Genomic DNA, 22971 nt, shown 5'->3' on the forward strand with positions numbered 1-22971 from the left:
CGACGATAATAACATGTACCTGTATAACGAATTTGATCAAACTCTTGTCAACGAACGCGTTGAACAATTTCGCGATCAAACAAAGCGGTTCTTAAATGGCGATCTAACGGAAGAACAATTTCGCCCCTTACGCCTTATGAATGGTTTATACATTCAAACACATGCGCCAATGTTGCGCATCAATATACCGTACGGCTTATTATCAAGTAAACAGCTTCGCATGCTTGCCCACGTTTCTCATAAGTATGACAAAGACTACGGACACTTTACGACTCGCCAAAACATTCAGTTTAATTGGCCAGAGCTAAAACGGGTGCCCGATATTCTTGCTGACTTAGCAAGCGTGCAAATGCACTCTATTCAAAGTAGTGGCAATTGCATCCGAAACACGACTGCAGACCCACTAGCTGGCGTTTGTGCAGATGAAATTGAAGACCCAAGACCCTATTGCGAAATAATTCGTCAATGGTCAACTTTACACCCAGAGTTTTCATACCTGCCACGCAAATTTAAAATTGCCGTAAGCGGGTCGCCAAAAGATCGTGCCGCTACACAAGTACACGATATTGGTCTACATCTTAAAAAAGATGCTGATGGCAACATCGGTTTTGAAGTCTTAGTTGGTGGAGGACTTGGGCGCACCCCCGTTATTGGTCAAACAATTAACAACTTTATTGCTGAAAAAGACCTCTTGTCCTACCTTGAAGCGATTCTTCGCGTTTATAACCGCTTTGGCCGCAGAGATAATAAATACAAAGCCCGTATTAAAATACTCGTTCGCGAAACAGGCTTAGATACTTTTAAAGAACAGGTCGAAGCAGAATGGGCTTCCATCCGAGACAGTCAATTAACGCTAACCGACGATAACATTCAACGTGTAAAACGTTACTTCACACCACTAAATTACGAAACAGCTAACGATGAGGCTTTAGAGCAACACTTGGCTAATAGCGGTGCTTTTCGTCAGTGGTTTCAACAAAATACTAAAGCGCACAAACAATCCGGTTACCGTATTGCCTTTGTTTCGCTTAAATCACCAAAGCGTCCGCCGGGCGATGTAACCAAACAGCAAATGGAACTCATCGCCGATTTGGCTGACCAATATAGTTTTGGCCAGATCAGAACCACTCACGACCAAAACCTTGCATTAACCGATGTAAAATCCAGTGATTTATATGCCCTTTGGCAGCAATTAGCCGAGCATGACCTTGCAACAGCAAATATTGGCACGATTACCGATATGATTTGCTGCCCCGGTCTCGATTTTTGTAGCTTAGCAAATGCCAGCTCTATTGATATCGCACAAGGTATTACTGACCGTTTTACTGACAGCGCCATTGACGCTGGCAATATCAGCCTCAAAATGTCTGGTTGCATGAATGGCTGTGGCCACCATAGCATCGGTGAAATTGGTATTTTGGGTGTCGATAAAAAAGGCGAGCAATGGTATCAATTAACTCTAGGTGGTTCCGATAGCCATCAAAGTAAATTAGGGGACAGGCTTGGAAAAGCCATTGCCAAAGATGGTGTAGTAGATGCTATTGACGACATTGTTCAGGTCTATAAAGCCAACAGAATAGATGATGAAAACTTTGCAAGCACACTGCAACGCATCGGATTACAACCGTTTAAGGATAAAGTGTATGACGCTCATTAAAAACAACGAAATCGTTCAAGACCGTTGGACCAAGCTAGACGAAGAGCAAGCTCTACAAGCAGACTATAACATCATCGATCTTGCCTATTGGAATGCCAATAAAGATTCCTTAATCGCTAGCAAAGGACATCTTGGCTTATGGGTTCAAGGCGATGAAAGTGCAGAACAATTTGCAGATGACTTACAATACTTTGAGCTTATCGCTATACACTTTCCAACATTTGTTGACGGTCGTGGTTACTCACTAGCGAAAATATTACGTGAAAAGCACCATTACACCAAAGAAATCAGAGCCGTTGGTGATGTCCTACCCGATCAGGCTCTTTATTTAACACGTGTAGGATTCGATACACTTGAATTCTCAACTAAAGAAGCTGGTTCGCTTGCCTTAGAAAAATTAAATGAGTTTAGCGTTTTCTATCAGGCTGCTACCAACTAGCAGCCTTGCCCTTATCGTTATTTTTATCAAAATAACGACAAAATACGCAAAAAAACATATTACACCACTAGCTCGCTTCTTAGCTCCCTTGCCAGGCTGTAACTAAAACACCCCCTAACCGTCACACAAGCGTCATAACCTGTTGGTACATTTGATGTCCCGTTTCAATGCATAAGGACATCCAATGGATTCACTAATAAAGCTCACTCTCGGCGTCAGCTTAACGCTTGGCATATCATTCTCTACACTTTCTTTTGCTGATATTAATATCGTTAAAAAAGGTCAATATACCGAGGAATGTGGCGGCGAAGAAAGTTGCACCGAGATTTCAGCTTTTAGTCCTGTGTCGAATAGGATTTACACCACCAATGCCGAAGAGAATGAACTCAAAATTCTTAATGTAGATAGTAACGGCTGGCTCTCCGAGCACAGCACTCTGACTTTGATTGGTGGCGGCCCAAACAGTGTTACTACCTACGGGAATTGGGTTGCTGTAGCCGTAGAGGCTGTCAATAAACAAGATGATGGCAACGTTCTTATCTATGACCTTGAAGGAAATTTACAGCGGATCATAAAAGCTGGCGCATTACCCGACATGCTGACATTTACCCCGAACGGTAAATTTTTAATTGTTGCTAACGAAGGAGAGCCTGACGATGAGTATAAAAATGACCCTGAAGGTACGGTAACTGTTATCAATACAAACACTTGGATGCCTGCAACGGCTGATTTTAATACGTTTAACAGTACTAAATTAAAAAACGTGCGTATTTTTGGCCCAGATGCGTCAATTGCCCAAGACCTAGAACCTGAATATATTACTGTTTCAGCCGACTCCAGTACGGCTTGGATTAGCCTGCAAGAAAACAATGCTTTAGCAAAACTAGACATTGCGTCAGCGACTATCACCGATATTTATGGCTTAGGTTACAAAAAACATCAACAAAATAAAAATGCCTTTGATGCCAGCAACAAAGATAATGCAATAAACATTCAAACATGGCCAACATACGGCATGTATCAACCCGATGCTATTGCAAGTTTCGAGTATAAAGGTTCAACTTTCATTTTATCTGCCAATGAGGGCGATGCTAGAGACTATGACGGTTACAGCGAAGAAGTGCGTGTTGAAGACCTAATATTAAACCCTGACGCATTCGAAAATGCTAGAGAGCTTCAACAAATAGAGAACCTGGGGCGATTAAAAACCACCACTGCCAATGGCGATATAAACAATGATGGGGCACATGAAAAGATTTACTCTTATGGCGCACGCTCTTTTTCTATCTGGGATGAAAAAGGGTCTCGAATCTATGACTCTGGGTCTGACTTTGAACGCTTCTTAGCCACCTATGCTGATAACAACGTTGATAATGAACCATGGGAAGAAGGACGTAGTGACGACAAGGGGCCTGAACCTGAATCTATTACTACCGGTGAGCTACGCGGTAAAATTTATGCCTTTATTGGCTTAGAAAGAGCTAATGGTATTTTTATATATGACATCTCTAATCCGCGCAAACCAAAGCCTGCCGGTTATATCAACATTGAGAAGCAAGGTGACATTGGACCAGAAGGGTTAATTTTTATTAAAAAAACTGAGTCTCATGGTTGGCTAATTGTTACTAATGAGATTAGTAACACGATTAGTATTTACGAAATAAGCATTGATTAACACAATGCTTTGTTAAAAAGTCCCTGCTGGTTTTATCAGCAGGGACTTTTTGTGTTCATTGCTGAAACAGCGTGCAATTTAGTTAATGATCTTACCCACTACCATTTGTGCCGATCTTTTCCGAAGCTGATATGAAATAGGCTCAAGCTTCACCCCCCGTAAGGCTAATGTGGGTAACATTTCTTGCAATACACTTAATGTTTCTGGATATGGGTGACCAATGCCCACGGCATAACCGTTTTCTAAAGCTTGTTTAATCAATATATCAAACTGTTGTTTAATCTTTTCTTCATCAATAGTGTGGTCGAGAAAAACATCACGACTAAGGACGGGCACACCTTGTTCAACGGCAATTTGCGCGGCAATAGACTGCCCAGCAGTACGACTATCAACAAAAAAATAATTTCCCTGCCGCATTGTTTTCATCACCCATTCCATATGGCCAGGATGCCGTGTTAGCAAACTCCCTTGGTGATTATTCATACCGATTGCGTGAGGTACTTTATTAAACGCCTGCAACAGGGCCTGCTCCACCTCTTTTTCTTTCATATCAATGGCTAAGGCACCCTCTTCGGCAGCTTCTCCAAGGGTTGACTGCATTGGCATATGCAGCATAACTTCGTGCCCATGCTGATGCGCAAGATTGGCCAACTGTCTGGCTTTTGGTGCATTGGGTAAAACCGCATACGTTAAGTTGGCCGATAGATTAATCAGCTGCCTGCCTTCTTCTAAACGATAACCAATATCATCAATAATAATACTGATAACCGCCTCTGGTTTTACTTCCTCGGCGTGGCTAGGCCCTATCAAAAAAACACAAGCGATCAATAAAAAAGTCCGAGCCATAATTAACTTTTCCACCGGTCGCTCGTGCCTATCGCTTACTTTCTTAAAATATTGATGCCTTTAAGCAAATTAAGCGCTTCGTGCAAGGGGTAATCTGTACTCACTTGCTCTACTACTTTTTCTTCCTTTTCTTCTTCGCCTTCGGGGTTCACTAAATGCTTTGTTAAATCTTTTTCTTTAATTGCAACAAAATCATCTTCTAATTGTTCTAACTTTACTGCCGATAAAGTAATGTCAGGCGTGATCCCTTCAGCTTGAATTGAGCGACCTGATGGCGTGAAGTAACGCGCTGTGGTTAATTTAATCGCTCCGCCTTTATTGTTTTCTAAAATCGTTTGCACCGAACCTTTACCAAAACTTTGCTGCCCCATAATCACTGCACGCTTATGGTCTTGTAACGCACCAGCAACAATTTCTGAGGCCGACGCAGAACCACCATTAATCAACACAACAATTGGAGCACCTTTTAAAACATCATTGGGGCCTGCTTTAAAGCTCATTTTAGAATGCTCAATACGGCCTTCTGTGTAAACAATTAAACCATCGCTTAAGAAAGCATCACTCACTGACACGGCCGCATTTAATAAACCACCAGGGTTATTACGTAAATCCAATACCAGACCTTTTAGCTCATTACCTTCAGATTCTTTTTTTAACTCAGAAATCGCGTCATTTAGGTTTTCTCCAGTCCTTGTTTGGAAGCTGGCAATTCTTACATAGCCATAGCCGGGTTCTAAAAGACGATTTTTCACACTAACCACTTTAATAACTGCACGGGTGATCTTAATTTTAAGTGGCTTCGGCTCACCTTCTCTTATAATCGTTAACAGAATATCGGTCCCTGGTTTGCCGCGCATTATTTTTACTGCATCTGACAAGGTCATGCCTTTTACTGGTTTTTCATCTAAACGAATCACCAAATCACCGGCTTCTATCCCTGCTTTAAAAGCAGGCGTATCATCAATTGGCGTAATAACTTTTACGAAACCATCTTCCATACCTACTTCGATGCCTAAACCACCAAATTCCCCACGTGTTCCTTCACGCAAATCTTTAAAGGCTTTTTTATCCAAATAGGTTGAGTGAGGGTCCAAGCCCGTTAACATCCCTTTTATCGCATTCTCTAATAGGTCGTGATCACTAACCTCTTCAACATAAGACGCTTTAATTTGGCCAAATACTTCTGAAAATGCCTTTAAATCCTCTAATGGTAACGAACTGTTAACCCGTTCTTTCTCAGCCAACACGGTCCCGCCAATGCTCAACATAATACCCAGTGCAGCACCTACCATTAACACTGGCAATGTTTTACGTAAAAAATTCATATCAACTCCATTAACTTACAAAATTACCCAACGCGACCTTTTTTAACCGCTCGACACCATTGAATAGGATTCACCGGCTTTCCATTTTTTCTAATGCTGAAGTATAGACCGGCTTTTTGTTGTCCGCCACTCACTCCAACCGTTGCTATCATTTCACCCGCTTCAACCCAGTCACCCACTTCTTTGTACAACCCTTCATTGAAGGCATATAAACTCATATAGTTTGAACCATGATCGACGATAATCAACAAACCATAGCCTCTTAACCAATCCGCATACACTACTCTACCATGCGAGATAGCCTTAATGGCGGTGCCTTCGCTTGCAGCAATAACAACCCCGTCATAGCGACCAGATTGTCTTGCACTACCAAATCGCTTACGTATCGAGCCTTTTATAGGCCAAGGCAATCGACCTTTTAAGCTCTTAAAAGGTTTATTTTGCTGGGCCAACACAGGCGTATCAATAATGACTTGGCGAATACTAGCTAATAGCGTTGTTAAGCGTTTTTCATTTTCTTTTAATTCAGCCAATTCATCGGCCGCTGATTTCATCTCTTTACCTAACTGAGCCAACACCTTTTTACGTTGACTCTTAGCCGCCATTAACTGCTCGTTCTCCGTTTTTTTTGCGTCAATAAAGGTGGCTAACTCACTCAACTGATCATCTAGCGCCACTTCAACATCAATTAATTTTTTAATACCCGCGTCCAGTGCCGTTACATTGTCCAATCTCGCTTGGTTGAAATAGTCATAGTACTGTATTACTCGACTCATCCGATCTGGGTGCTGTTGATTAAGCAACATCTTCACACGCTGTTGCTTACCCATTAAATACGCCGACTTTAATTGCTCGGCCAATAACTGTTTTTGCACCTTAGTCTGTTCTTTTAGCCTAGCTTGCTGGGCTCGCAATTGCTTAATTTTTTTGTCTGTTTCATCAAGCTTTTCATTCAGCAAACGAAGCCTTTTTGAAGACTCAGCCAAGCGTTTATCCAGTTGTTTAAGCGCCTTTTCCTCTTTAGTTTTTGATTGCTGCGTTAAAGCGATGTTTTTTTCCACCAATTGCATCCGCTCGCGCAACAAAGCCAGTTGTTTCTTTTTCTCACTCTCAGGCGATGCAAATAAGGACCCTGAACCCAGTAACGAAACTAATATAAGCGTCGTTAAAATAAGTCGTTGCTTTAACATTCTTATTGGCTAGAGGTACTACTTTAACTGGTTAAATGAAGCAAACTATGCCCACTCATCTCGGCTGATGGACTAAGCCCCATAGCGGCCAACATCGTAGGCGCGACATCTGCTAAATCACCGCTGCTATCAAGCTGTGCGCAACGGCCAACATAAACAAAGGGCACTGGGTTGGTGGTATGCGCTGTGTGCGTCTGACCAGAATCTGGATCCGTCATTTGTTCGGCATTACCATGATCCGCCGTGATAAAAACCTCACCGCCTACTTTTTCAAGTGCTTCCAACAACCTTGCAATGCAGGCATCAATCGTTTCAACAGCTTTCACCGCTGCATCAAAATTACCTGTATGGCCAACCATATCGCAGTTTGCATAATTGGTAATAATGGCATCATATTTTTCTGATAAAACAGCCTCAACCAATTTATCTGTGAGTTCTGGCGCACTCATCTCTGGTTGTAAATCATATGTTTTAACATTTGGCGATGGAATTAAAACTCGATCCTCACCCTCATTTGGTGCGTCATCACCACCATTAAAAAAGAACGTAACATGCGCATACTTTTCAGTTTCAGCAATACGCAACTGCTTTAGACCTTTACTGGCAAGCACCTCTCCAAAGCCGTTATTTACCTCTATAGGAGGGTAGGCAACGGGCAAATCAAAATCCTCATGGTACTGTGTTAAACACACAAATTTATTCAATAACGGCACCTCAGCTCGCTCAAACTCATTGAAGCCAGTTTCTGTAAATGCCCTGGTTAATTCACGTGTTCTATCTGATCTAAAATTCATAAAAACAACGCTGTCGCCATCTTCTATTTTAATAGCCTGGCTACTAGTAGGGTGTATGCTGGTTGGCAAGACGAACTCATCTGTTTGCTCGCGTCCGTAAGATGCCATTAATCCACTAATTGCATCTTCAGCAGAATATTCTGCTTTCCCTTGGCTCAATAGGTCATACGCCAGTTGGACTCTATCCCAACGATTATCTCTATCCATCGCATAAAAACGACCTACTAAAGACACCGTTTTGCCAACACCTAACTGTTTATATAAAAGCTCCATTTTTTCTAATGACGCCTTAGCACTTTTCGGCGGTGTGTCCCTGCCATCTAAGATGGCATGCAAATAAAGCTTTTTAACACCTTTCTCAGCAGCCATTTCTATCATTGCTTTAAGGTGATCTTCATGGCTATGTACACCACCAGGCGATAATAAGCCTACAACATGTAGCGCCTTATCATCTTCAATCACATCATTTACTACATCACAAAGTACTGGATTGTTTTTAAATTCACCCGAATGAACATCATCATTTAATTGCGTAAACGTTTGCGGCAATAAGCGTCCTGCACCCAAGTGCAAATGCCCAACCTCTGAATTACCCATTTGCCTATCTGGTAACCCCACTACCGAGCCTGAACAATCTAATAAAGCTTTAGGCTTGGTTGCCCATAGTCTGTCCCAGGTTGGCGTGTTCGCCGCATTAATGGCGTTAGATTCTCCTGCCTCAGCGTAACCAAAGCCATCTAAAATCATTAACACAATAGGGCGTTTAATTAAATGTTGCTTCAAAATGCTATCTCCACAGTTTGCTTGTTATAATGGGTTAATATATGTCATCCATTTTACGATATATGCCCTTTTAATACTTTAACTATATGCAAAGACAAGCCCTATGAGCAACCTAGCTATGGACAAACTCATCGAAAGTGATGAGGAAATAAACAAAGCCGCTGATCTTCTTAAAGTGCTCTCTCACCCTATTAGGCTAAAAATCATTTGTCAGCTAGGGCATGACGAAAAAACTGTACAACAACTATTAGACAGTGTTGGCTCTACCCAAAGCAACGTCTCACAACATCTTGCAATTATGCGAAATAATGGCGTTTTACAATACCGTAAAAATGCCACTCAAGTCCTCTATAGCGTGGCTGAAAAGGCCTCTATAGATGTCGTACATTTATTAAAAAAAATCTACTGCTAATTAATCTAATACTTTAAGGCTCACCCTAAGATGGATATTTATTTGGAATTTATCAGCAATCACAGCCTGCTTTTTATTGCCTTGCTGTTTGTTATTATTTTATTGTTACAGTCTTTTTTTAGCGACATTACCCGCAAATATAAACTCATTTCCCCATCTGAAGCGATCAACCTGATTAACCGTGAAGACGCTGTCGTTATTGATACACGTACTAAAGACGAGTTTAAAAGTGGTCACATTTCAGGCGCCGTATTGATGCCGATCTCTGAGATAAAAGATAACGCTGATGCGTTAAATAAATACGAGGAACGCCCGCTAATACTTTACTGTAAGTCAGGAACACGTTCTGACGAAGCTTGCAAAACACTCAGCAAGCTTGGCAGAACTAATGTGCATGCTTTAAGCGGTGGGATCCAAGCTTGGGAAGCCGCCAGCATGCCACTCGTTAAAAAATAACCCTTTTCATCTGGAATCCATATGGCCTCTACCGAACAAACCGCTTCATCTGACAAACAATTTGCAATTCAAAAACTATATGTAAAAGACCTATCTTTTGAATCGCCTAACACACCCACTGTTTTTACAGAAAAGTGGGAACCCAATGTTGATATAAACTTAAACAGTAATGCCAAAAAAGCACCTCAAGACCTTTTTGAAGTCTCAATCACTGTTACCGTCACCGTAAAAAATAATGACAGCGTGGCCTACTTAGTTGAAGCGACCCAGGTAGGAATTTTCGGTGTTAAAGGTTTCTCAGAGCCTGAGTTAGGCCCACTCTTAGGTAGCTTTTGCCCAAGTGTTTTATTTCCCTATTTACGTGAAGTGGTTTCTGAGGTTGTCACCAAAGGCGGCTTCCCTCCAATGTTACTAAACCCTGTTAACTTTGATGCTTTATACGCTCAGCATAGCCAACAAAACGATATCTCCAAAGCCAATTAACTAATACGCAGATGAGCCCTAAAAAAATAGCTGTTCTTGGTGCTGGCTCGTGGGGTACCGCCATGGCTGTGATGATGGCCAGAGCAGGTCACCACATTACATTATGGGGACATAACCCGAGCCATATTAAGCAACTCAAGATTGATAATAGTAACGTTGAATTTCTTCCTGGCACCGACTTCCCCAGCACCTTAAGCGTTACAGATCAGCTGGAAGAAACCGTCGAAGAACACGATTTTTTAATGCTTGCTGTTCCCAGTCATGCATTTAGACAAACGCTACTTAAATGTAAGCCTCAGCTTAAAAAAGATACTATCGTGAGCTGGATAACAAAAGGCTTTGAAACCGGCACAGGGCTATTAGCACATGAAATCGTCATAGAAACCCTAGGTAAGGATACAAAGTTAGCCCTAATCTCTGGGCCTAGTTTTGCACTTGAAGTTGCAGATAATCTGCCCACAGCCGTTGTAGTAGCTTCTACAGATATCGAGGTTGCCACTGAGGTTGCAGATATAATACGAAACGCTAACTTCCTGACCTTCCCAACTAAGCACCTTGCTAGCGCAGAAATAGGTGGCGCCATGAAAAATATCTTAGCCATTGCTGCCGGTATTTCTGATGGTTTAGGTTACGGAGCCAATGCTCGAGCCGCATTAATCACCCTAGGCTTAACTGAAATGGTACAACTCGGCCATGTCTATAATTGCTCGGAAAGTTCTTTTCTTGGCTTAGCCGGTGTCGGTGATTTAGTATTGACTTGTACCGATAATCAATCACGTAACCGACGTCTTGGTTTACAGCTTGGACAGGGTAAAAAAATTGATGACGCAAAACAAACGATTGGCCAAGAAGTAGAAGGCATCCATGCTGCTCGTGAAGTGCATGCTATTTGTGAAAAGTGGTCACTCGATATGCCCATCTGCATTCAAACATACCGAATTTTGTATGAAGGATTAGCCCCTGACGTAGCCGTTAGATATTTGCTCAGCCGCGCTCAATTGGCCGAACCTCAGCTAGACTAGTTTTTACCATTCGAAATCATGTTGGCGCCATGCCTCATACACCGCTACAGCAACTGAGTTTGATAAATTAAGGCTTCTATTACCCTCCTTCATTGGAATTAAAAGTCGCTGCTGCTCTGGTAAGGCTTCAATAAATGCCTTTGGCAAGCCTCTCGTTTCAGGACCAAAAACCAAGGCATCGCCAGCTTGATAGCTGACCTGCGAATAATTACTTTTTGCAAACCTAGAAAAAGCAAACACCCTGTTTGGTTTTTCGCCGTCTAAAAATTCATCAAAATTTTGATATTCCTTCACATCCGCCACGTCTCGGTAATCCATCCCTGCTCGCCTTAACTGTTTATCGTTAATTTCGAAACCGAGCGGGTGAATCAAACTTAAACGCACCCCAGCATTAGCGCAAAGGCGCATTACATTACCCGTATTAGGAGGAATTTCTGGTTCAAATAAAACGACATGGATCATGATGATATTAACCTTGGGTTAACTGGTATAATTGAGCATATTATCTCACTATCAGTCAGCAAATGTTACACCCTAAATTAGCCTCTTACTTTTGTGGAATGCGATTCCAAACACCCGTTGTCTTACTTTCTGGCTGTGTTGGCTTCGGTCAAGAATACACCCGCGTAGAGGGTTTTTCTCATCGAGATATTGGCGCTGTTTGTCTTAAAGGCACCACGTTGAGCGCCCGCCCTGGAAACCCAACACACCGCGTTTACGAAACCCCATCGGGCATGTTAAACGCGATTGGCCTGCAAAACCCCGGTGCCAATAAGGTTGTTGATGAGATACTTCCTTCGCTAAATTTCCAAGAAACTCGTTTTATTGCGAATGTTTCTGGCTCCACCATCGAAGAATACACTGAGGTAACACGGCTTTTTGATCAATCTGCTATTGATGCCATAGAAATTAATATTTCTTGCCCGAATGTAAAAGAAGGTGGTGTGACATTTGGCAACGATCCTGACATGTCTGCACGCGTGGTAGAAGCCTGTCGATCCGTTACCAACAAACCACTAATTACTAAACTATCCCCCAATCAAACAAATATTGCTGACAATGCACAACGTTGTATTGACGCCGGTAGCGATGCCTTTTCAGTCATCAACACTTTAATGGGCATGGCTATCGACACCAACACAAGAACCCCCATTATTGGTAATGTACAGGGCGGGCTTTCTGGCCCGGCAATTAAACCCATTGCTTTATTGAAAGTTCATCAAGTCTATCAAGTCTGCAAAGCACATAATATTCCTATTATTGGCCAAGGCGGTATCACTACCGCTAATGATGCCCTTGAGTTTATTATTGCTGGAGCTAGCGCAGTTGGTCTTGGTACAGGGCTATTCTATGACCCCTTACTGAGTAAAAAAGTTAATGATGGGATAACCGATTATCTCGATACACACCAACTTAACCATTTTTCTGAATTAATCGGTAGCCTCGACTGTTAAGCACTAAAATCTTTAATTTTCCGAGTTAAGGTATTTCGCCCAAAGCCTAGTAATTTTGCCGCTTCTTGCCTGCGCCCCTTGGTAACATCCAATGCTTGCATAATTAATACCTTTTCTACCGAAGCCACCACCCTTTTCGCCACATCTGCTTCCCCTGCTAATAATCTTTTAGTAATATCTTCTTTTGCTGCGTCTAACCAGTCACCCTCAACCATCACTTTTTCTGTCGAGGTGATATTTTTCAACTCATCAGGTAGGTCATCTAACTGAATGATGTTACTCGGGCACATTGCAGTTAATAAATGACAGGTATTTTCAATTTGCCTAACATTACCCAACCAAGGCAAGCCTGACAGATACTGCATGGTTTCGTCATCCAACAACTTCACATCATCTTCCAACTCGCTGGCAGCCTTAGCTAAAAAATGTTTTAGAAGTAATGGAATATCTTCGCGACGTTCTCGAACCGGAGGGATTTTGATACGCACCACATTTAAACGATGGAATAAATCTTCTCTAAAAAGTTTTTCTTCAACAAGTTTTTCTAGCCCCTGATGTGTTGCCGCAATAATACGCACATCCACCTTTATTGGTTGATGACCACCGACAGAAAAGAACTCTCCATCTGACAGTACCCGCAATAAACGTGTTTGCATATCTGCTGGCATATCACCAATTTCATCTAAAAACAGCGTCCCACCATCGGCTTGCTCAAAACGCCCTTTTCGACGACTCGTTGCGCCAGTAAATGCCCCTTTCTCATGCCCAAATAGCTCAGACTCTAATAAATCTTTAGGAATCGCCGCCATATTTAACGCTATAAACGGTTTATCTCTTCTTAAACTATGTTGATGAAGGGCCTTGGCAACTAATTCCTTACCGGTGCCTGATTCTCCATTTACCATCACCGTAATATTAGACTTTGACAAGCGCCCAATCGCCCTAAAAACAACCTGCATAGCTGGAGCACTACCAATAATGCCCGACTCACTGGCCTCATCTTGAGTATCAGGTTGCTCAACAGCGCTTGTTTTCTTTTTAAGGTGCTCGTAGGCTCGTTCAACTTGATTAACAACCTCATCAACATCAAAAGGTTTAGGCAAATATTCAAAAGCACCACCATCATAGGCAGACACCGCACTGTCCATATCTGAATGAGCCGTCATCACAATCGCAGGTAAATCTGGATAATGTTTCTGTAGTTCTGCAAGGAGTTCAATGCCACTTTTGCCGGGCATACGAATATCAGTTAGCAACACATCCGGCTTATCTTTGTGCATAAGGTTTAGGATACCTTCTGCACTCTCAAAACAAGTAACTTGGTGACCCTCTCTTTTTAATGCTGTTTCCAACACCCATCGAATAGAACGATCATCATCGACCACCCATGCTTTTATCTTTTCACCCATAATTAATACTATCCATTTATCTGATGCTTACGTTTTACTCGACAACCCATTAGGTATTACACTCCCTAGTTATCCTGCTTTTTCTAGCGGTAATATTGTTGAAAAAACCGTGTGGCCCGGTTCACTGGCCACTTCTATAATGCCACTATGGCGCTGCACATTTGTCTGAGCTATTGATAAGCCCAAACCCGTTCCGTCAGTTCGCCCAGTCACCATCGGGTAGAAAATTTTTGTTTGCATCTCTTTCTCGATGCCAGGCCCGTCATCAATTACATCAATTTTTACCGCTAACTTTCTAGTCTCATCACCTATCGTAAAATTTCGATGTATTCGCGTTCTAAGGATAATTTCACCACCATCTTGAACTGCTTGCGTTGCATTCCTAACTACATTTAGTAATGCTTGAATAAGCTGATCTTTATCTGCCTTGATATCTGGAAGACTAGGATCATAATCTGCTCTTATGATGACTTTTTCATTAACCTCGGCTTCCACTAATTGCCTTACACGTTCCAAAATCACATGTATATTAATGTATTGATGATTCGGTAACTCTGATGACCCCAACATTCGATCAACTAGCGTTCTTAAGCGGTCCGCCTCTTCGATAATAACGTGTATATAGTCAGAAAAATCACCATTTAACTCTTTTGATAGCAACTGAGCAGCCCCCCTAATACCACCTAATGGGTTTTTAATTTCATGCGCAAGCCCTCGTAACATATTGGTCGCTAGTTCATTTTGCGCTAATAATTTTTCATCATGATCGATCTGTAAATAGTAATTAAAATCAACGATTTCAACGAGCAGCTCTTCTTCATCGTCATTACTATTATTTGATAATGGTGTTGCTGATAAACTTACGCTTCTTTTTGTTCCAACGGGGTGGCCGATGGGAACCAAGTGCTCAGTCACTTTTGACCCTAGTTGCCGGCTACGCTGAAACACCTTATTGATATCAAAGCGTGCTGTTTTAAACAGGTTTTCTGCCTTCGCGCCAATGGCTTTACGTTCACTGATATCAAGTAATTCTTCAGCTGCATTGTTTATATAAACTAACGCATTTTTTTCGTTAAACAGCAATATACCGACAGACAGTTGTTCCATGACAGAATTTGGCATAAAGGTGTGTTTTTTCATTCTAGATACCTAGCAATTAATGCGCCAAGTAGTATGAGGTGCCCTCTTTAATAAACATAGGTCTCATCATACTCGTTAACAGAAATTTTATGCACCAGTGCAGTGCATTTTTATTTTAACGTCCCATTGTTAAACGCTTTATATCTTTATGATGCTGTGCTTCTTTGTAAATAAAAAGTCACACTGGGGCTAGTTATTTTCACCTCACCATTCTTATCTATTACTTGCACCTGAACAACATGCGCACCACGCTCCACCCCCTCAAGATTGAAGCCTTCTTGAACCACCCCATCAAGTAATAATTCAACCGTATCTTCTTCTTGCAAAGCCGGCTGCAAATCATATGTAACATTCACAATACCTTGATTACTCCTAACCGTTCCCTGCTCAATGGGTGAAATAATACTAATATGATCATAAGGAATATTGGCTTCAGTTAACTCTTTGCGCTCTTCTGAAGTCACTATTTTTTTTGTAGGAATATTAGGTGCCTCATAAGTCATAATCGGCGGCACAATCACTTTCTCTGCACCTTTAACAGGTGTGTCGGAGTAGGCTGTTTTCCCTTGTTTATTGATATATTTATAAACATCGGCTTGCACAAAACCCGCTAAAAAAATTGTGATTAAAATAATACTTCGCTTCATACCCTGCTCCTTTATGACTGTGCTATGCAACCATAAGACCATATTTCTTAAAATTTGTGCAAAAAAAAACCCCGCAATAGCGGGGTCTTTCATTACATTAATGCAATTTTACAAGCTGTAGTACATATCAAACTCAATCGGGTGAGTGCTCATCCTTAGGCGAGTCACTTCTTCCATTTTTAATTTAATGTAGCCATCAATCATATCATCAGTAAACACACCGCCCTCAGTTAAGAACGCACGGTCTTTATCCAATGCAACTAGTGCTTCATCAAATGAAGTCGCTACTTGTGGAATTGCAGCTTCTTCTTCTGGTGGCAAATCATAAAGGTCTTTATCCATAGCTTCGCCAGGGTGGATCTTATTCTTAATACCATCAAGACCCGCCATTAACATGGCTGAGAAACATAAGTATGGGTTTGCCGTTGAATCAGCAAAACGCACTTCAATTCGACGACCTTTAGGGTTTGCTACAAAAGGAATTCGAATAGATGCTGAACGGTTACGTGCAGAATAAGCCAACATAACAGGTGCTTCAAAACCCGGTACTAAACGTTTGTAGCTGTTTGTTGAAGCATTTGCGAAGGCGTTAATTGCCTTAGCATGTTTAATAATACCGCCAATATAAAACAAGGCTATTTCAGATAAACCGCCATATAAATCACCAGAAAATAATGCTTTGCCGTCTTTAAAAATTGATTGGTGAACATGCATACCATTACCGTTATCACCAACGATTGGCTTCGGCATAAAAGTAGCTGTTTTGCCATAGGCGTGAGCAACGTTTTGAACTACATATTTAAGCTCTAAGACCTCATCTGCTTTCTTCACCAATGTATTGAACACTGTGCCAATTTCACACTGGCCCGCTGTTGCTACTTCATGGTGATGAACTTCAGTCTCTTGACCCATTTCTTCAAGCGTTAAACACATAGCCGCACGCATGTCATGAAGAGAATCAACAGGAGGGACTGGGAAATAACCGCCTTTTGTACCAGGACGGTGACCCATGTTGCCACTTTCATAATCTTTTTCTGAATTCCAGCCCGCTTCTTCAGAGTCTATTTTATAAAAAGACCCCGACATGTCTGTTTTCCAACGAATATCATCAAATACAAAAAACTCATTTTCTGGACCAAAATAAGCCGCGTCACCAATACCTGTTGACTGAAGATACTCTTCTGCTCTTTTAGCAATTGAGCGAGGGTCTCTTTCATAGCCAGACATATCGCTAGGCTCAACAACATCACAACGGATAATCAGCGTTACGTCATCAAAAAATGGGTCTAAAACAGCTGTTGATGGATCTGGCATCAAAATCATGTCTGACTCATTAATACCCTTCCAACCTAGAATGGAAGATCCATCAAACATTTTGCCGTCCTCAAACACATCAGCATCTACCGTATGTGATGGAACTGTTACGTGTTGTTCTTTACCAATAGTATCAACGAAACGGAAATCAACAAAAGCGACTTCTTTTTCTTTGATCAAATCTAATACATCTTGTGCTGACATGATTACTCCTAAAGTTTTTTAAATGATTGCTTCTAAAATTAAGTTAGCTCGACATTTTGTGCACATAATATGCCAAAACATAACTTGTTGTATTTTACGGATATTTACCTTTTTCACGGCTTAAAATCCCAATATTGGTGCATTATTTACACTAGCCGCACCAATTTTGGGCAATTTAAACAAATAACACTTTTACATCCGTCACCTCTGGAAGTGTTAACGTTTTCTTTTTAAATTTTTCTGACACATCCCGTGCTTCACTAATATTATTAATGACCTCTAAAGGAAGCTCTATTTCAACCTCTACCTTACCATCCAGATAATGAAGGGTGACATTTGACACTCCGTCTTTTTCAGCAATGCCTTCCCATGACTCATTAAGCTGGCCTATAAGACGATGCCTTAAGGGTAAATCAACACTTGGCGAATAAATCTCATCATCCTCTGGGTCGATATGGACCGTCACCTCACCAATATTTTCAACGCCCTTTATTAATGATAAGCGTACCCTTTCGCTAATTAAATGCCCCTCAGAAACACTTATTTTAGGGTCCACCAAGATATGCACATCTACAAGAGCTGTATCCCCCATTTTTCGAGTACGTAAAAAATGTAGCTCTCTCGTGCCACTGGCGTCTAATATGATTTGCTTAATTTTTTCTACAACCTCTTCATCCAATGCAGTGTCGACTAACTCCTTACTCGCATTCAATGCTAGATCAACCCCAACCTTTGCCACCATTAGACCCACGATAATTGCCGCAATAGAATCAAAGTATTGAAAGCCGGCCATATCAAGACCAACACCTATTAATACAACTAAAGAAGAAATCGCATCACTCCTGTGATGCCACGCATTAGCCTTCATCAACTCAGATTTTGTATCCCGAGCAATTTTCATCGTCAGCTGATACATGACTTCATTAGATAAGACAGAGATCATTACAATAGTAATAACCAACCAACCATGCAGCAATACATCATCATTAAAGAAGCCGGCTATTGCATTCCAAATAATTCCCCCAGCCGTAGCCACCAACAAAGCACCTAAAATGACGGTTGCTAATGTTTCAAACCTTGCATGACCGTACGGGTGTTTTTCGTCCGCCTCTTGGCCGGCATGATGCGATGCGTAATACACCAAGCCATCTGTTAATAAATCGGACAGAGAATGAAAACCGTCAGCGACCAATGCGTGTGATTGAGCGAACCAACCACAACCAATTTTGAAAACGGACAATACTAAATTAGCCAAGCCACCAATCACGGTGATATTCTTTTTGGCCATGGTTTCAGTCATCAGTTGAGACATATTATTTAATCGCTTCCAACTTTGATAATTAGGATATATTCGTGATCAATTTCTTCTGTGCTTAAAACAGTATGCCCATTGATTCTACACCAAGCAGGAATATCTTGCATAACACCAGGATCTGTACAGCTGACTCTTACTTTATCACCTGAAGACAGTGTCTTTATTATATTTTGCGTTTTTATAACCGGCATAGGGCACATTAACCGGCGTGCATCTAGCTCTATCATACGCGCCAAGCGTCTTGAATCTGATCCGCCTTTAAAGGCGTTACGGAAAAGTTTTTATTAACCCCGTTCTCAGTCACTTCAACATCAACAGTTTCTGCATCTCTACCTTGACTAAACCGTGCGACAATTTGTGCCGCTAGTTTAAGGTCTTCATCATTGGCCGTTCCATCCAGCAACGTTAATGGCCCTTTATGACTCATGGTTCTTAGCGTTATAAACTGCTTTTTATAACCCTGTAAGAAATTATTCTCACCTTCTTCACGAGCCACTATCAATTTAAAGTTTGGTTTTGGTCGAATATGCCGGCCTACTTTTAACAACATAATATCGTCTATTTCATAATCTCGTTTGCCTCGAGAAGCCCATAAATCAGTTAACTTAACGGAATACGCTTTATCGGTTAAGAAACAACAACCACCAGCAGGTTGGGCGTAATCATCAAAGCCAAATTTTTCAGCCAGCGCCATTTGAGGTTTACGTGTCCGCCCACTAAAGTCATACAATTGGTCACGATTAACCCAGCCTTCACGCTCGGGCAGCGTTTCTGGCAAATTTTGCGCGCACAAAGGGCGCAATAACAAATCATCCGCGCCCGACTCTTCAGAAATTACCGGCATAGTCTCCTTACGCTGTGACATCGGACGTTGACCAATAACTTCACCGGTAATAATAAAGTCAAAGCCATTTTCTTCTGCCCACTCTTTGGCTTTTCCCACCATAAAGATTTTACAATCTAAACAAGGGTTCATATTGGCGCCATAACCATGCTTTGGGTTAAGCAAAACATCTTTATATTCTTCAATAATATCAATAATATGAAGCTTAATGCCTAGCTTTTCAGCGCTCCATAATGCATTGTTTCTTTTCGGTTTTGCTTTATCTTTTTTTCGAATTGCATGGGTATGCCCTTCCACACAAAACCCTGTATAAAAATTTATACCCTCTACATGAACCCCTTGCTCAAGCATAACTTTTGCCGCTAATAGTGAATCTAAACCACCTGATATCAGTGCGACCGCTTTACGTTGCGTTGCCATAATCTTCTCTTAAATACATTGATTGATCATTATACCCAAAGGGCCTCAAGTTTCGTATAAATGCTTAAATAGCTTATGCATTTAAGCTTGCTTTAATGATAAGTGTAGGCTTATTAGATATACTTCTCTTTTTTATTCAAACAACCGCCGAAACTACTGTGTCAAAATCTACTCAAGACCTTATGACGTTCCAAGGCCTTATCCTTGCTTTACAAGAATATTGGGCTAACCAAGGGTGTGCTATTCTTCAACCGCTAGACCTTGAAGTGGGCGCTGGAACTTTCCACCCTGCCACTTTTTTGCGTGCCATAGGCCCTGAACCTTGGTCAACGGCCTATGTACAACCCTCGCGCCGCCCAACCGATGGCCGCTTTGGTGAAAACCCAAACCGTCTACAACATTATTATCAGTTTCAGGTGCTTATCAAACCATCGCCCATTGATATTCAAGACTTATATTTAGGTTCACTCAGTCATCTTGGTTTAGACATGCTTGAACATGATATACGCTTTGTTGAAGATAACTGGGAGTCTCCTACCTTAGGTGCTTGGGGCTTAGGCTGGGAAGTCTGGTTAAATGGTATGGAAGTCACCCAATTCACCTATTTTCAACAAGTCGGCGGCTTAGATTGCCGCCCCGTTAGTGGCGAAATCACCTATGGCCTAGAACGCATTGCCATGTATATACAGGGCGTTGAAAGTGTGTATGACCTTGTCTGGACTAAGACCAATAAGGGTGTCGTTACTTACGGTGATGTATTTCACCAAAATGAAGTGGAACAATCGGCTTACAACTTTGATCATGCCAATATAGACGCCATGTTTAAACAATTCGATGAATGCGAACAGGCTTGCAACCTTTTAATTGAAAAAGGTTTGCCACTGCCTGCTTACGAACAAGTTTTAAAAGCCTCGCATACCTTTAACTTATTAGATGCTCGTCACGCCATTTCTGTGACTGAACGGCAGCGCTTTATTTTACGTGTCCGCAGCCTTTCTAAAATGGTCGCTGAAACATATTTTGCCTCTCGAGAAGCGCTAGGCTTCCCCATGCTAAAAACTGAGGAGACACCGTAATGGCCGAAACAAAAGATTTATTGTTTGAGCTCGGTTGTGAAGAACTTCCACCATCAACATTAAAAACCTTACGCGACCACCTGCTATCTGCAATATGCAGTGGCCTTGAAGAGGCAAAATTAGGTTTTACTCGTACTCATAGTTTTGCCACACCCCGCCGTTTAGCTGTATGGATAGAAGCACTCGAAACAACTCAAGAAGATATTCATGTTGAAAAGCGTGGCCCCGCTATAGCGGCTGCTTATGATGCTGAAGGCAACCCATCTAAAGCTGCTTTAGGGTTCGCACGTGGCTGTGGCGCTAGTTTTGATGACCTTGGCACGCTGAAAACAGATAAAGGCGAGTGGCTTTCGTATAAAAAGCTTGAAAAAGGTCAATCGGCTAAAGCGCTTATTCCTAGCATTATAGAAAAAGCCTTGACTCGCTTACCAATTGCAAAACGTATGCGCTGGGGTCATTCTAACGATGCATTTGTACGGCCTGTACATTCAGTATTATTGCTCTTAGGTGATGAGGTCATTAATACTCAATTTTTTGCTGTTAACGCCTCAAATACTTCATTCGGTCATCGCTTTCATGCACCTGGCCCTATTACCATTGAAGAGGCCAGCCAATACAATGATAAGCTCGCTAATGCCCACGTGATCGCTTCTTTTGAAGACCGCAAAGCCCTTATTGAACAGCAAGCCATTCAAGCTGCTAACGCGGTCAATGGTCAAGCGCACATCGAACCTAGCTTGTTAGATGAAATTACTGCATTAGTAGAATACCCTGTTGCCGTAACAGGTAGTTTTGACGACCATTTTTTAGCACTCCCCAAAGAAGTCCTCATTACCACCATGCAAATCAACCAAAAATACTTCCCTATTTTGGATGAGAACGGCGAGTTGCTTCCATACTTTATTACCATTAGTAATATTGATAGCAACAACCCAAGCTCTGTTAGTCATGGTAATGAGCGAGTTATTCGCCCGCGCTTATCCGATGCTGAGTTTTTCTGGCAACAAGATATGAAAAAGACACTTGCTGAACGAATCAGCTCATTAGATAACGTCATTTTTCAGCAAAAGTTGGGATCTATTGGTGAAAAAACTCGTCGCGTTGAAAAACTCTCTATTCAACTTGCCGATCAACTCGGGCGTGATACAGCACTAGCCTCACGCGCCGCACTTCTCAGTAAAACAGACCTGGTAACGGATATGGTTGGCGAATTTGCTAGCCTACAAGGCGTTATAGGCCGTTACTATGCCAAAGAAAATGGCGAACCAGATGAAGTCGCCGAAGCCTTACAAGAACAATACTGGCCGAAACAGTCGGGTGGTGTGCTACCGACCAGCAAAACAGGTCAACTTCTTGCCCTTACCGATAAACTCGATACCGTTGTGGGGATTTTCAGTGTCGGTTTATTACCTACCGGCGACAAAGACCCATTTGCTTTACGTCGCGCCTCTTTAGGTATTTTAAGGATTATTATTGAAGGTCAACTCGAACTTGACCTAAAAGAACTCATTAGCCTATCTTGTGCGCAATTTAGCCACACGTTTGACACAAATAAGATCAAAGAACTCGTTTTAAATTTTATGCTCGACCGTTTAAAAGGCTATTGTTTGTCAAATCATTACTCTCCTGAGCAATTCGTTTCCGTTGCCTCTGTTGACTGTACTCGACCTGTAGATTTTATGAATCGTATTCGTGCGGTCAAAGATTTTTCTAAACTAGACGAAGCCATGAGCTTAACTGAGGCCAATAAACGGATTCAAAACTTATTAAAGAAAGCACCGGACAATGTCAGCGCGCTTTTTGATGCCTCGCGTTTAGTCGATCAGCAAGAAATCTACCTATATGAACAATTACAACTGATCGAAACACAGACTCAGCCATTAATCGAGCAACAACAATATATTGAAGCGCTAAAAGTATTATCTAAGCTGAAAACGCCCATCGATGATTTCTTTGAACACGTTTTTATTATGGCCGAAGATGAACAGCTTAAACATTCGCGGTTGGCTTTGCTTAACAAAATTCACTCTAATTTTATTAAAATAGCTGATATATCAATTTGTTAG

General features: G+C 41.6%; 22 protein-coding genes. 10 read left to right on the forward strand and 12 right to left on the reverse strand.

Translation table 11 applies throughout. The features are described 5' to 3' along the window. Window positions 1-13: 13 nt before the first annotated feature. From CPC19_RS01315 to CPC19_RS01325, 3 genes are all read left to right on the forward strand, one after another. Window positions 14-1657: a nitrite/sulfite reductase gene (locus CPC19_RS01315; protein ID WP_016390267.1), complete on the forward strand. Its 1644-nt coding sequence runs from the start codon at window positions 14-16 to the stop codon at window positions 1655-1657. Next, the gene (locus CPC19_RS01320; protein ID WP_015004854.1) at window positions 1644-2096 is read left to right on the forward strand and encodes a DUF934 domain-containing protein; all 453 of its coding nucleotides are present in this window, start codon (window positions 1644-1646) and stop codon (window positions 2094-2096) included. The genes CPC19_RS01315 and CPC19_RS01320 overlap by 14 nt, the downstream gene beginning before the upstream one ends. A gap of 184 nt (window positions 2097-2280) precedes the next feature. Further along, entirely contained in the window at window positions 2281-3771 is a 1491-nt protein-coding gene (locus tag CPC19_RS01325; protein ID WP_016390266.1) for a choice-of-anchor I family protein, read from the forward strand. 78 nt (window positions 3772-3849) lie between these two features. Here CPC19_RS01325 and CPC19_RS01330 read toward each other — a convergent pair whose 3' ends face one another. From CPC19_RS01330 to gpmI, 4 genes are read right to left on the reverse strand one after another with little or no spacing between them, the layout of a single operon-like run. Beyond that, complete coding sequence (locus CPC19_RS01330; RefSeq protein ID WP_016390265.1) at window positions 3850-4632, reverse strand: divergent polysaccharide deacetylase family protein; 783 nt, start codon at window positions 4630-4632, stop codon at window positions 3850-3852. Between the two features lie 20 nt (window positions 4633-4652). Next, window positions 4653-5942: a S41 family peptidase gene (locus tag CPC19_RS01335; RefSeq protein WP_016390264.1), complete on the reverse strand. Its 1290-nt coding sequence runs from the start codon at window positions 5940-5942 to the stop codon at window positions 4653-4655. 23 nt (window positions 5943-5965) lie between these two features. Further along, on the reverse strand, window positions 5966-7132 hold the full coding sequence (locus CPC19_RS01340) for a murein hydrolase activator EnvC (protein ID WP_016390263.1): 1167 nt from the start codon (window positions 7130-7132) through the stop codon (window positions 5966-5968). Window positions 7133-7155: 23 nt separating this feature from the next. Further along, window positions 7156-8694 carry a 2,3-bisphosphoglycerate-independent phosphoglycerate mutase gene (gpmI, locus tag CPC19_RS01345; protein WP_236610531.1) on the reverse strand — a complete coding sequence of 513 codons (1539 nt, stop codon included), beginning with the start codon at window positions 8692-8694 and terminating at the stop codon, window positions 7156-7158. Between the two features lie 118 nt (window positions 8695-8812). Here gpmI and CPC19_RS01350 point away from each other — a divergent pair, with 118 nt between their 5' ends. The 4 genes from CPC19_RS01350 to CPC19_RS01365 are packed head-to-tail and all read left to right on the forward strand — an operon-like array spanning window position 8813 to window position 11082. Next, the gene (locus tag CPC19_RS01350) at window positions 8813-9121 is read left to right on the forward strand and encodes a helix-turn-helix transcriptional regulator (RefSeq protein ID WP_016390261.1); all 309 of its coding nucleotides are present in this window, start codon (window positions 8813-8815) and stop codon (window positions 9119-9121) included. Window positions 9122-9151: 30 nt separating this feature from the next. Next, window positions 9152-9577 carry a rhodanese-like domain-containing protein gene (locus CPC19_RS01355; protein ID WP_015004847.1) on the forward strand — a complete coding sequence of 142 codons (426 nt, stop codon included), beginning with the start codon at window positions 9152-9154 and terminating at the stop codon, window positions 9575-9577. Window positions 9578-9598: 21 nt separating this feature from the next. Next, on the forward strand, window positions 9599-10060 hold the full coding sequence (gene secB, locus CPC19_RS01360) for a protein-export chaperone SecB (protein WP_015004846.1): 462 nt from the start codon (window positions 9599-9601) through the stop codon (window positions 10058-10060). 11 nt (window positions 10061-10071) lie between these two features. After that, the gene (locus CPC19_RS01365; protein ID WP_016390260.1) at window positions 10072-11082 is read left to right on the forward strand and encodes an NAD(P)H-dependent glycerol-3-phosphate dehydrogenase; all 1011 of its coding nucleotides are present in this window, start codon (window positions 10072-10074) and stop codon (window positions 11080-11082) included. 3 nt (window positions 11083-11085) lie between these two features. Here the strand turns inward: CPC19_RS01365 and CPC19_RS01370 are convergent, their stop codons facing one another. After that, window positions 11086-11544 (reverse strand): tRNA (cytidine(34)-2'-O)-methyltransferase, encoded by a 459-nt coding sequence (locus CPC19_RS01370; RefSeq protein WP_015004844.1) that lies wholly within the window; start codon window positions 11542-11544, stop codon window positions 11086-11088. A 62-nt stretch (window positions 11545-11606) separates the two neighbouring features. Between CPC19_RS01370 and CPC19_RS01375 the strand changes: the two genes are divergently transcribed. Then, window positions 11607-12536, forward strand: coding sequence for a dihydroorotate dehydrogenase (locus CPC19_RS01375; protein ID WP_016390259.1), 930 nt, complete (start codon window positions 11607-11609; stop codon window positions 12534-12536). Here CPC19_RS01375 and ntrC read toward each other — a convergent pair. The 7 genes from ntrC to CPC19_RS01410 form a co-directional block, all read right to left on the reverse strand. After that, a complete protein-coding gene (gene ntrC / locus CPC19_RS01380) occupies window positions 12533-13945 on the reverse strand; it encodes a nitrogen regulation protein NR(I) (protein WP_016390258.1) in 1413 nt (470 codons plus the stop codon). The two genes, CPC19_RS01375 and ntrC, sit on opposite strands and share 4 nt — an antisense overlap. A gap of 69 nt (window positions 13946-14014) precedes the next feature. After that, window positions 14015-15085: a nitrogen regulation protein NR(II) gene (gene glnL, locus CPC19_RS01385; RefSeq protein ID WP_016390257.1), complete on the reverse strand. Its 1071-nt coding sequence runs from the start codon at window positions 15083-15085 to the stop codon at window positions 14015-14017. A gap of 146 nt (window positions 15086-15231) precedes the next feature. Then, the gene (locus CPC19_RS01390; protein ID WP_015004840.1) at window positions 15232-15732 is read right to left on the reverse strand and encodes a DUF4124 domain-containing protein; all 501 of its coding nucleotides are present in this window, start codon (window positions 15730-15732) and stop codon (window positions 15232-15234) included. 108 nt (window positions 15733-15840) lie between these two features. Continuing rightward, window positions 15841-17250, reverse strand: coding sequence for a glutamate--ammonia ligase (gene glnA, locus CPC19_RS01395; RefSeq protein ID WP_015004839.1), 1410 nt, complete (start codon window positions 17248-17250; stop codon window positions 15841-15843). A 175-nt stretch (window positions 17251-17425) separates the two neighbouring features. Next, on the reverse strand, window positions 17426-18562 hold the full coding sequence (locus tag CPC19_RS01400; RefSeq protein ID WP_016390255.1) for a cation diffusion facilitator family transporter: 1137 nt from the start codon (window positions 18560-18562) through the stop codon (window positions 17426-17428). 5 nt (window positions 18563-18567) lie between these two features. Then, on the reverse strand, window positions 18568-18792 hold the full coding sequence (locus CPC19_RS01405) for a sulfurtransferase TusA family protein (RefSeq protein WP_015004837.1): 225 nt from the start codon (window positions 18790-18792) through the stop codon (window positions 18568-18570). After that, entirely contained in the window at window positions 18789-19829 is a 1041-nt protein-coding gene (locus CPC19_RS01410; protein ID WP_016390254.1) for a tRNA (5-methylaminomethyl-2-thiouridylate)-methyltransferase, read from the reverse strand. The genes CPC19_RS01405 and CPC19_RS01410 overlap by 4 nt, the downstream gene beginning before the upstream one ends. Before the next feature lie 182 nt (window positions 19830-20011). On the opposite strand from CPC19_RS01410, the gene glyQ reads away from it, so the two are divergent. Continuing rightward, complete coding sequence (gene glyQ, locus CPC19_RS01415) at window positions 20012-20905, forward strand: glycine--tRNA ligase subunit alpha (RefSeq protein WP_198003976.1); 894 nt, start codon at window positions 20012-20014, stop codon at window positions 20903-20905. Further along, window positions 20905-22971 (forward strand): glycine--tRNA ligase subunit beta, encoded by a 2067-nt coding sequence (gene glyS / locus CPC19_RS01420; RefSeq protein ID WP_016390253.1) that lies wholly within the window; start codon window positions 20905-20907, stop codon window positions 22969-22971. The genes glyQ and glyS overlap by 1 nt, the downstream gene beginning before the upstream one ends.

Origin of the sequence: Cycloclasticus sp. PY97N, from assembly GCF_002443175.1 — a bacterium.
GTDB classification, from domain to species: Bacteria; Pseudomonadota; Gammaproteobacteria; order Methylococcales; family Cycloclasticaceae; genus Cycloclasticus; species Cycloclasticus pugetii.

Bases quoted from the DNA above. Each gene is read 5' to 3' on its own strand.
- secB (WP_015004846.1), top strand. From the start codon at position 9,599: ATGGCCTCTACCGAACAAACCGCTTCATCTGACAAACAATTTGCAATT.
- CPC19_RS01320 (WP_015004854.1), top strand. From the start codon at position 1,644: ATGACGCTCATTAAAAACAACGAAATCGTTCAAGACCGTTGGACCAAG.
- CPC19_RS01350 (WP_016390261.1), top strand. From the start codon at position 8,813: ATGAGCAACCTAGCTATGGACAAACTCATCGAAAGTGATGAGGAAATA.
- CPC19_RS01355 (WP_015004847.1), top strand. From the start codon at position 9,152: ATGGATATTTATTTGGAATTTATCAGCAATCACAGCCTGCTTTTTATT.
- glnA (WP_015004839.1), bottom strand. From the start codon at position 17,250: ATGTCAGCACAAGATGTATTAGATTTGATCAAAGAAAAAGAAGTCGCT.
- CPC19_RS01335 (WP_016390264.1), bottom strand. From the start codon at position 5,942: ATGAATTTTTTACGTAAAACATTGCCAGTGTTAATGGTAGGTGCTGCA.
- CPC19_RS01400 (WP_016390255.1), bottom strand. From the start codon at position 18,562: ATGTCTCAACTGATGACTGAAACCATGGCCAAAAAGAATATCACCGTG.
- CPC19_RS01325 (WP_016390266.1), top strand. From the start codon at position 2,281: ATGGATTCACTAATAAAGCTCACTCTCGGCGTCAGCTTAACGCTTGGC.
- glnL (WP_016390257.1), bottom strand. From the start codon at position 15,085: ATGAAAAAACACACCTTTATGCCAAATTCTGTCATGGAACAACTGTCT.
- CPC19_RS01410 (WP_016390254.1), bottom strand. From the start codon at position 19,829: ATGGCAACGCAACGTAAAGCGGTCGCACTGATATCAGGTGGTTTAGAT.
- CPC19_RS01315 (WP_016390267.1), top strand. From the start codon at position 14: ATGTACCTGTATAACGAATTTGATCAAACTCTTGTCAACGAACGCGTT.
- CPC19_RS01405 (WP_015004837.1), bottom strand. From the start codon at position 18,792: ATGATAGAGCTAGATGCACGCCGGTTAATGTGCCCTATGCCGGTTATA.
- glyQ (WP_198003976.1), top strand. From the start codon at position 20,012: ATGACGTTCCAAGGCCTTATCCTTGCTTTACAAGAATATTGGGCTAAC.
- CPC19_RS01365 (WP_016390260.1), top strand. From the start codon at position 10,072: ATGAGCCCTAAAAAAATAGCTGTTCTTGGTGCTGGCTCGTGGGGTACC.
- CPC19_RS01375 (WP_016390259.1), top strand. From the start codon at position 11,607: ATGTTACACCCTAAATTAGCCTCTTACTTTTGTGGAATGCGATTCCAA.
- CPC19_RS01390 (WP_015004840.1), bottom strand. From the start codon at position 15,732: ATGAAGCGAAGTATTATTTTAATCACAATTTTTTTAGCGGGTTTTGTG.
- ntrC (WP_016390258.1), bottom strand. From the start codon at position 13,945: ATGGGTGAAAAGATAAAAGCATGGGTGGTCGATGATGATCGTTCTATT.
- CPC19_RS01370 (WP_015004844.1), bottom strand. From the start codon at position 11,544: ATGATCCATGTCGTTTTATTTGAACCAGAAATTCCTCCTAATACGGGT.
- CPC19_RS01340 (WP_016390263.1), bottom strand. From the start codon at position 7,132: ATGTTAAAGCAACGACTTATTTTAACGACGCTTATATTAGTTTCGTTA.
- glyS (WP_016390253.1), top strand. From the start codon at position 20,905: ATGGCCGAAACAAAAGATTTATTGTTTGAGCTCGGTTGTGAAGAACTT.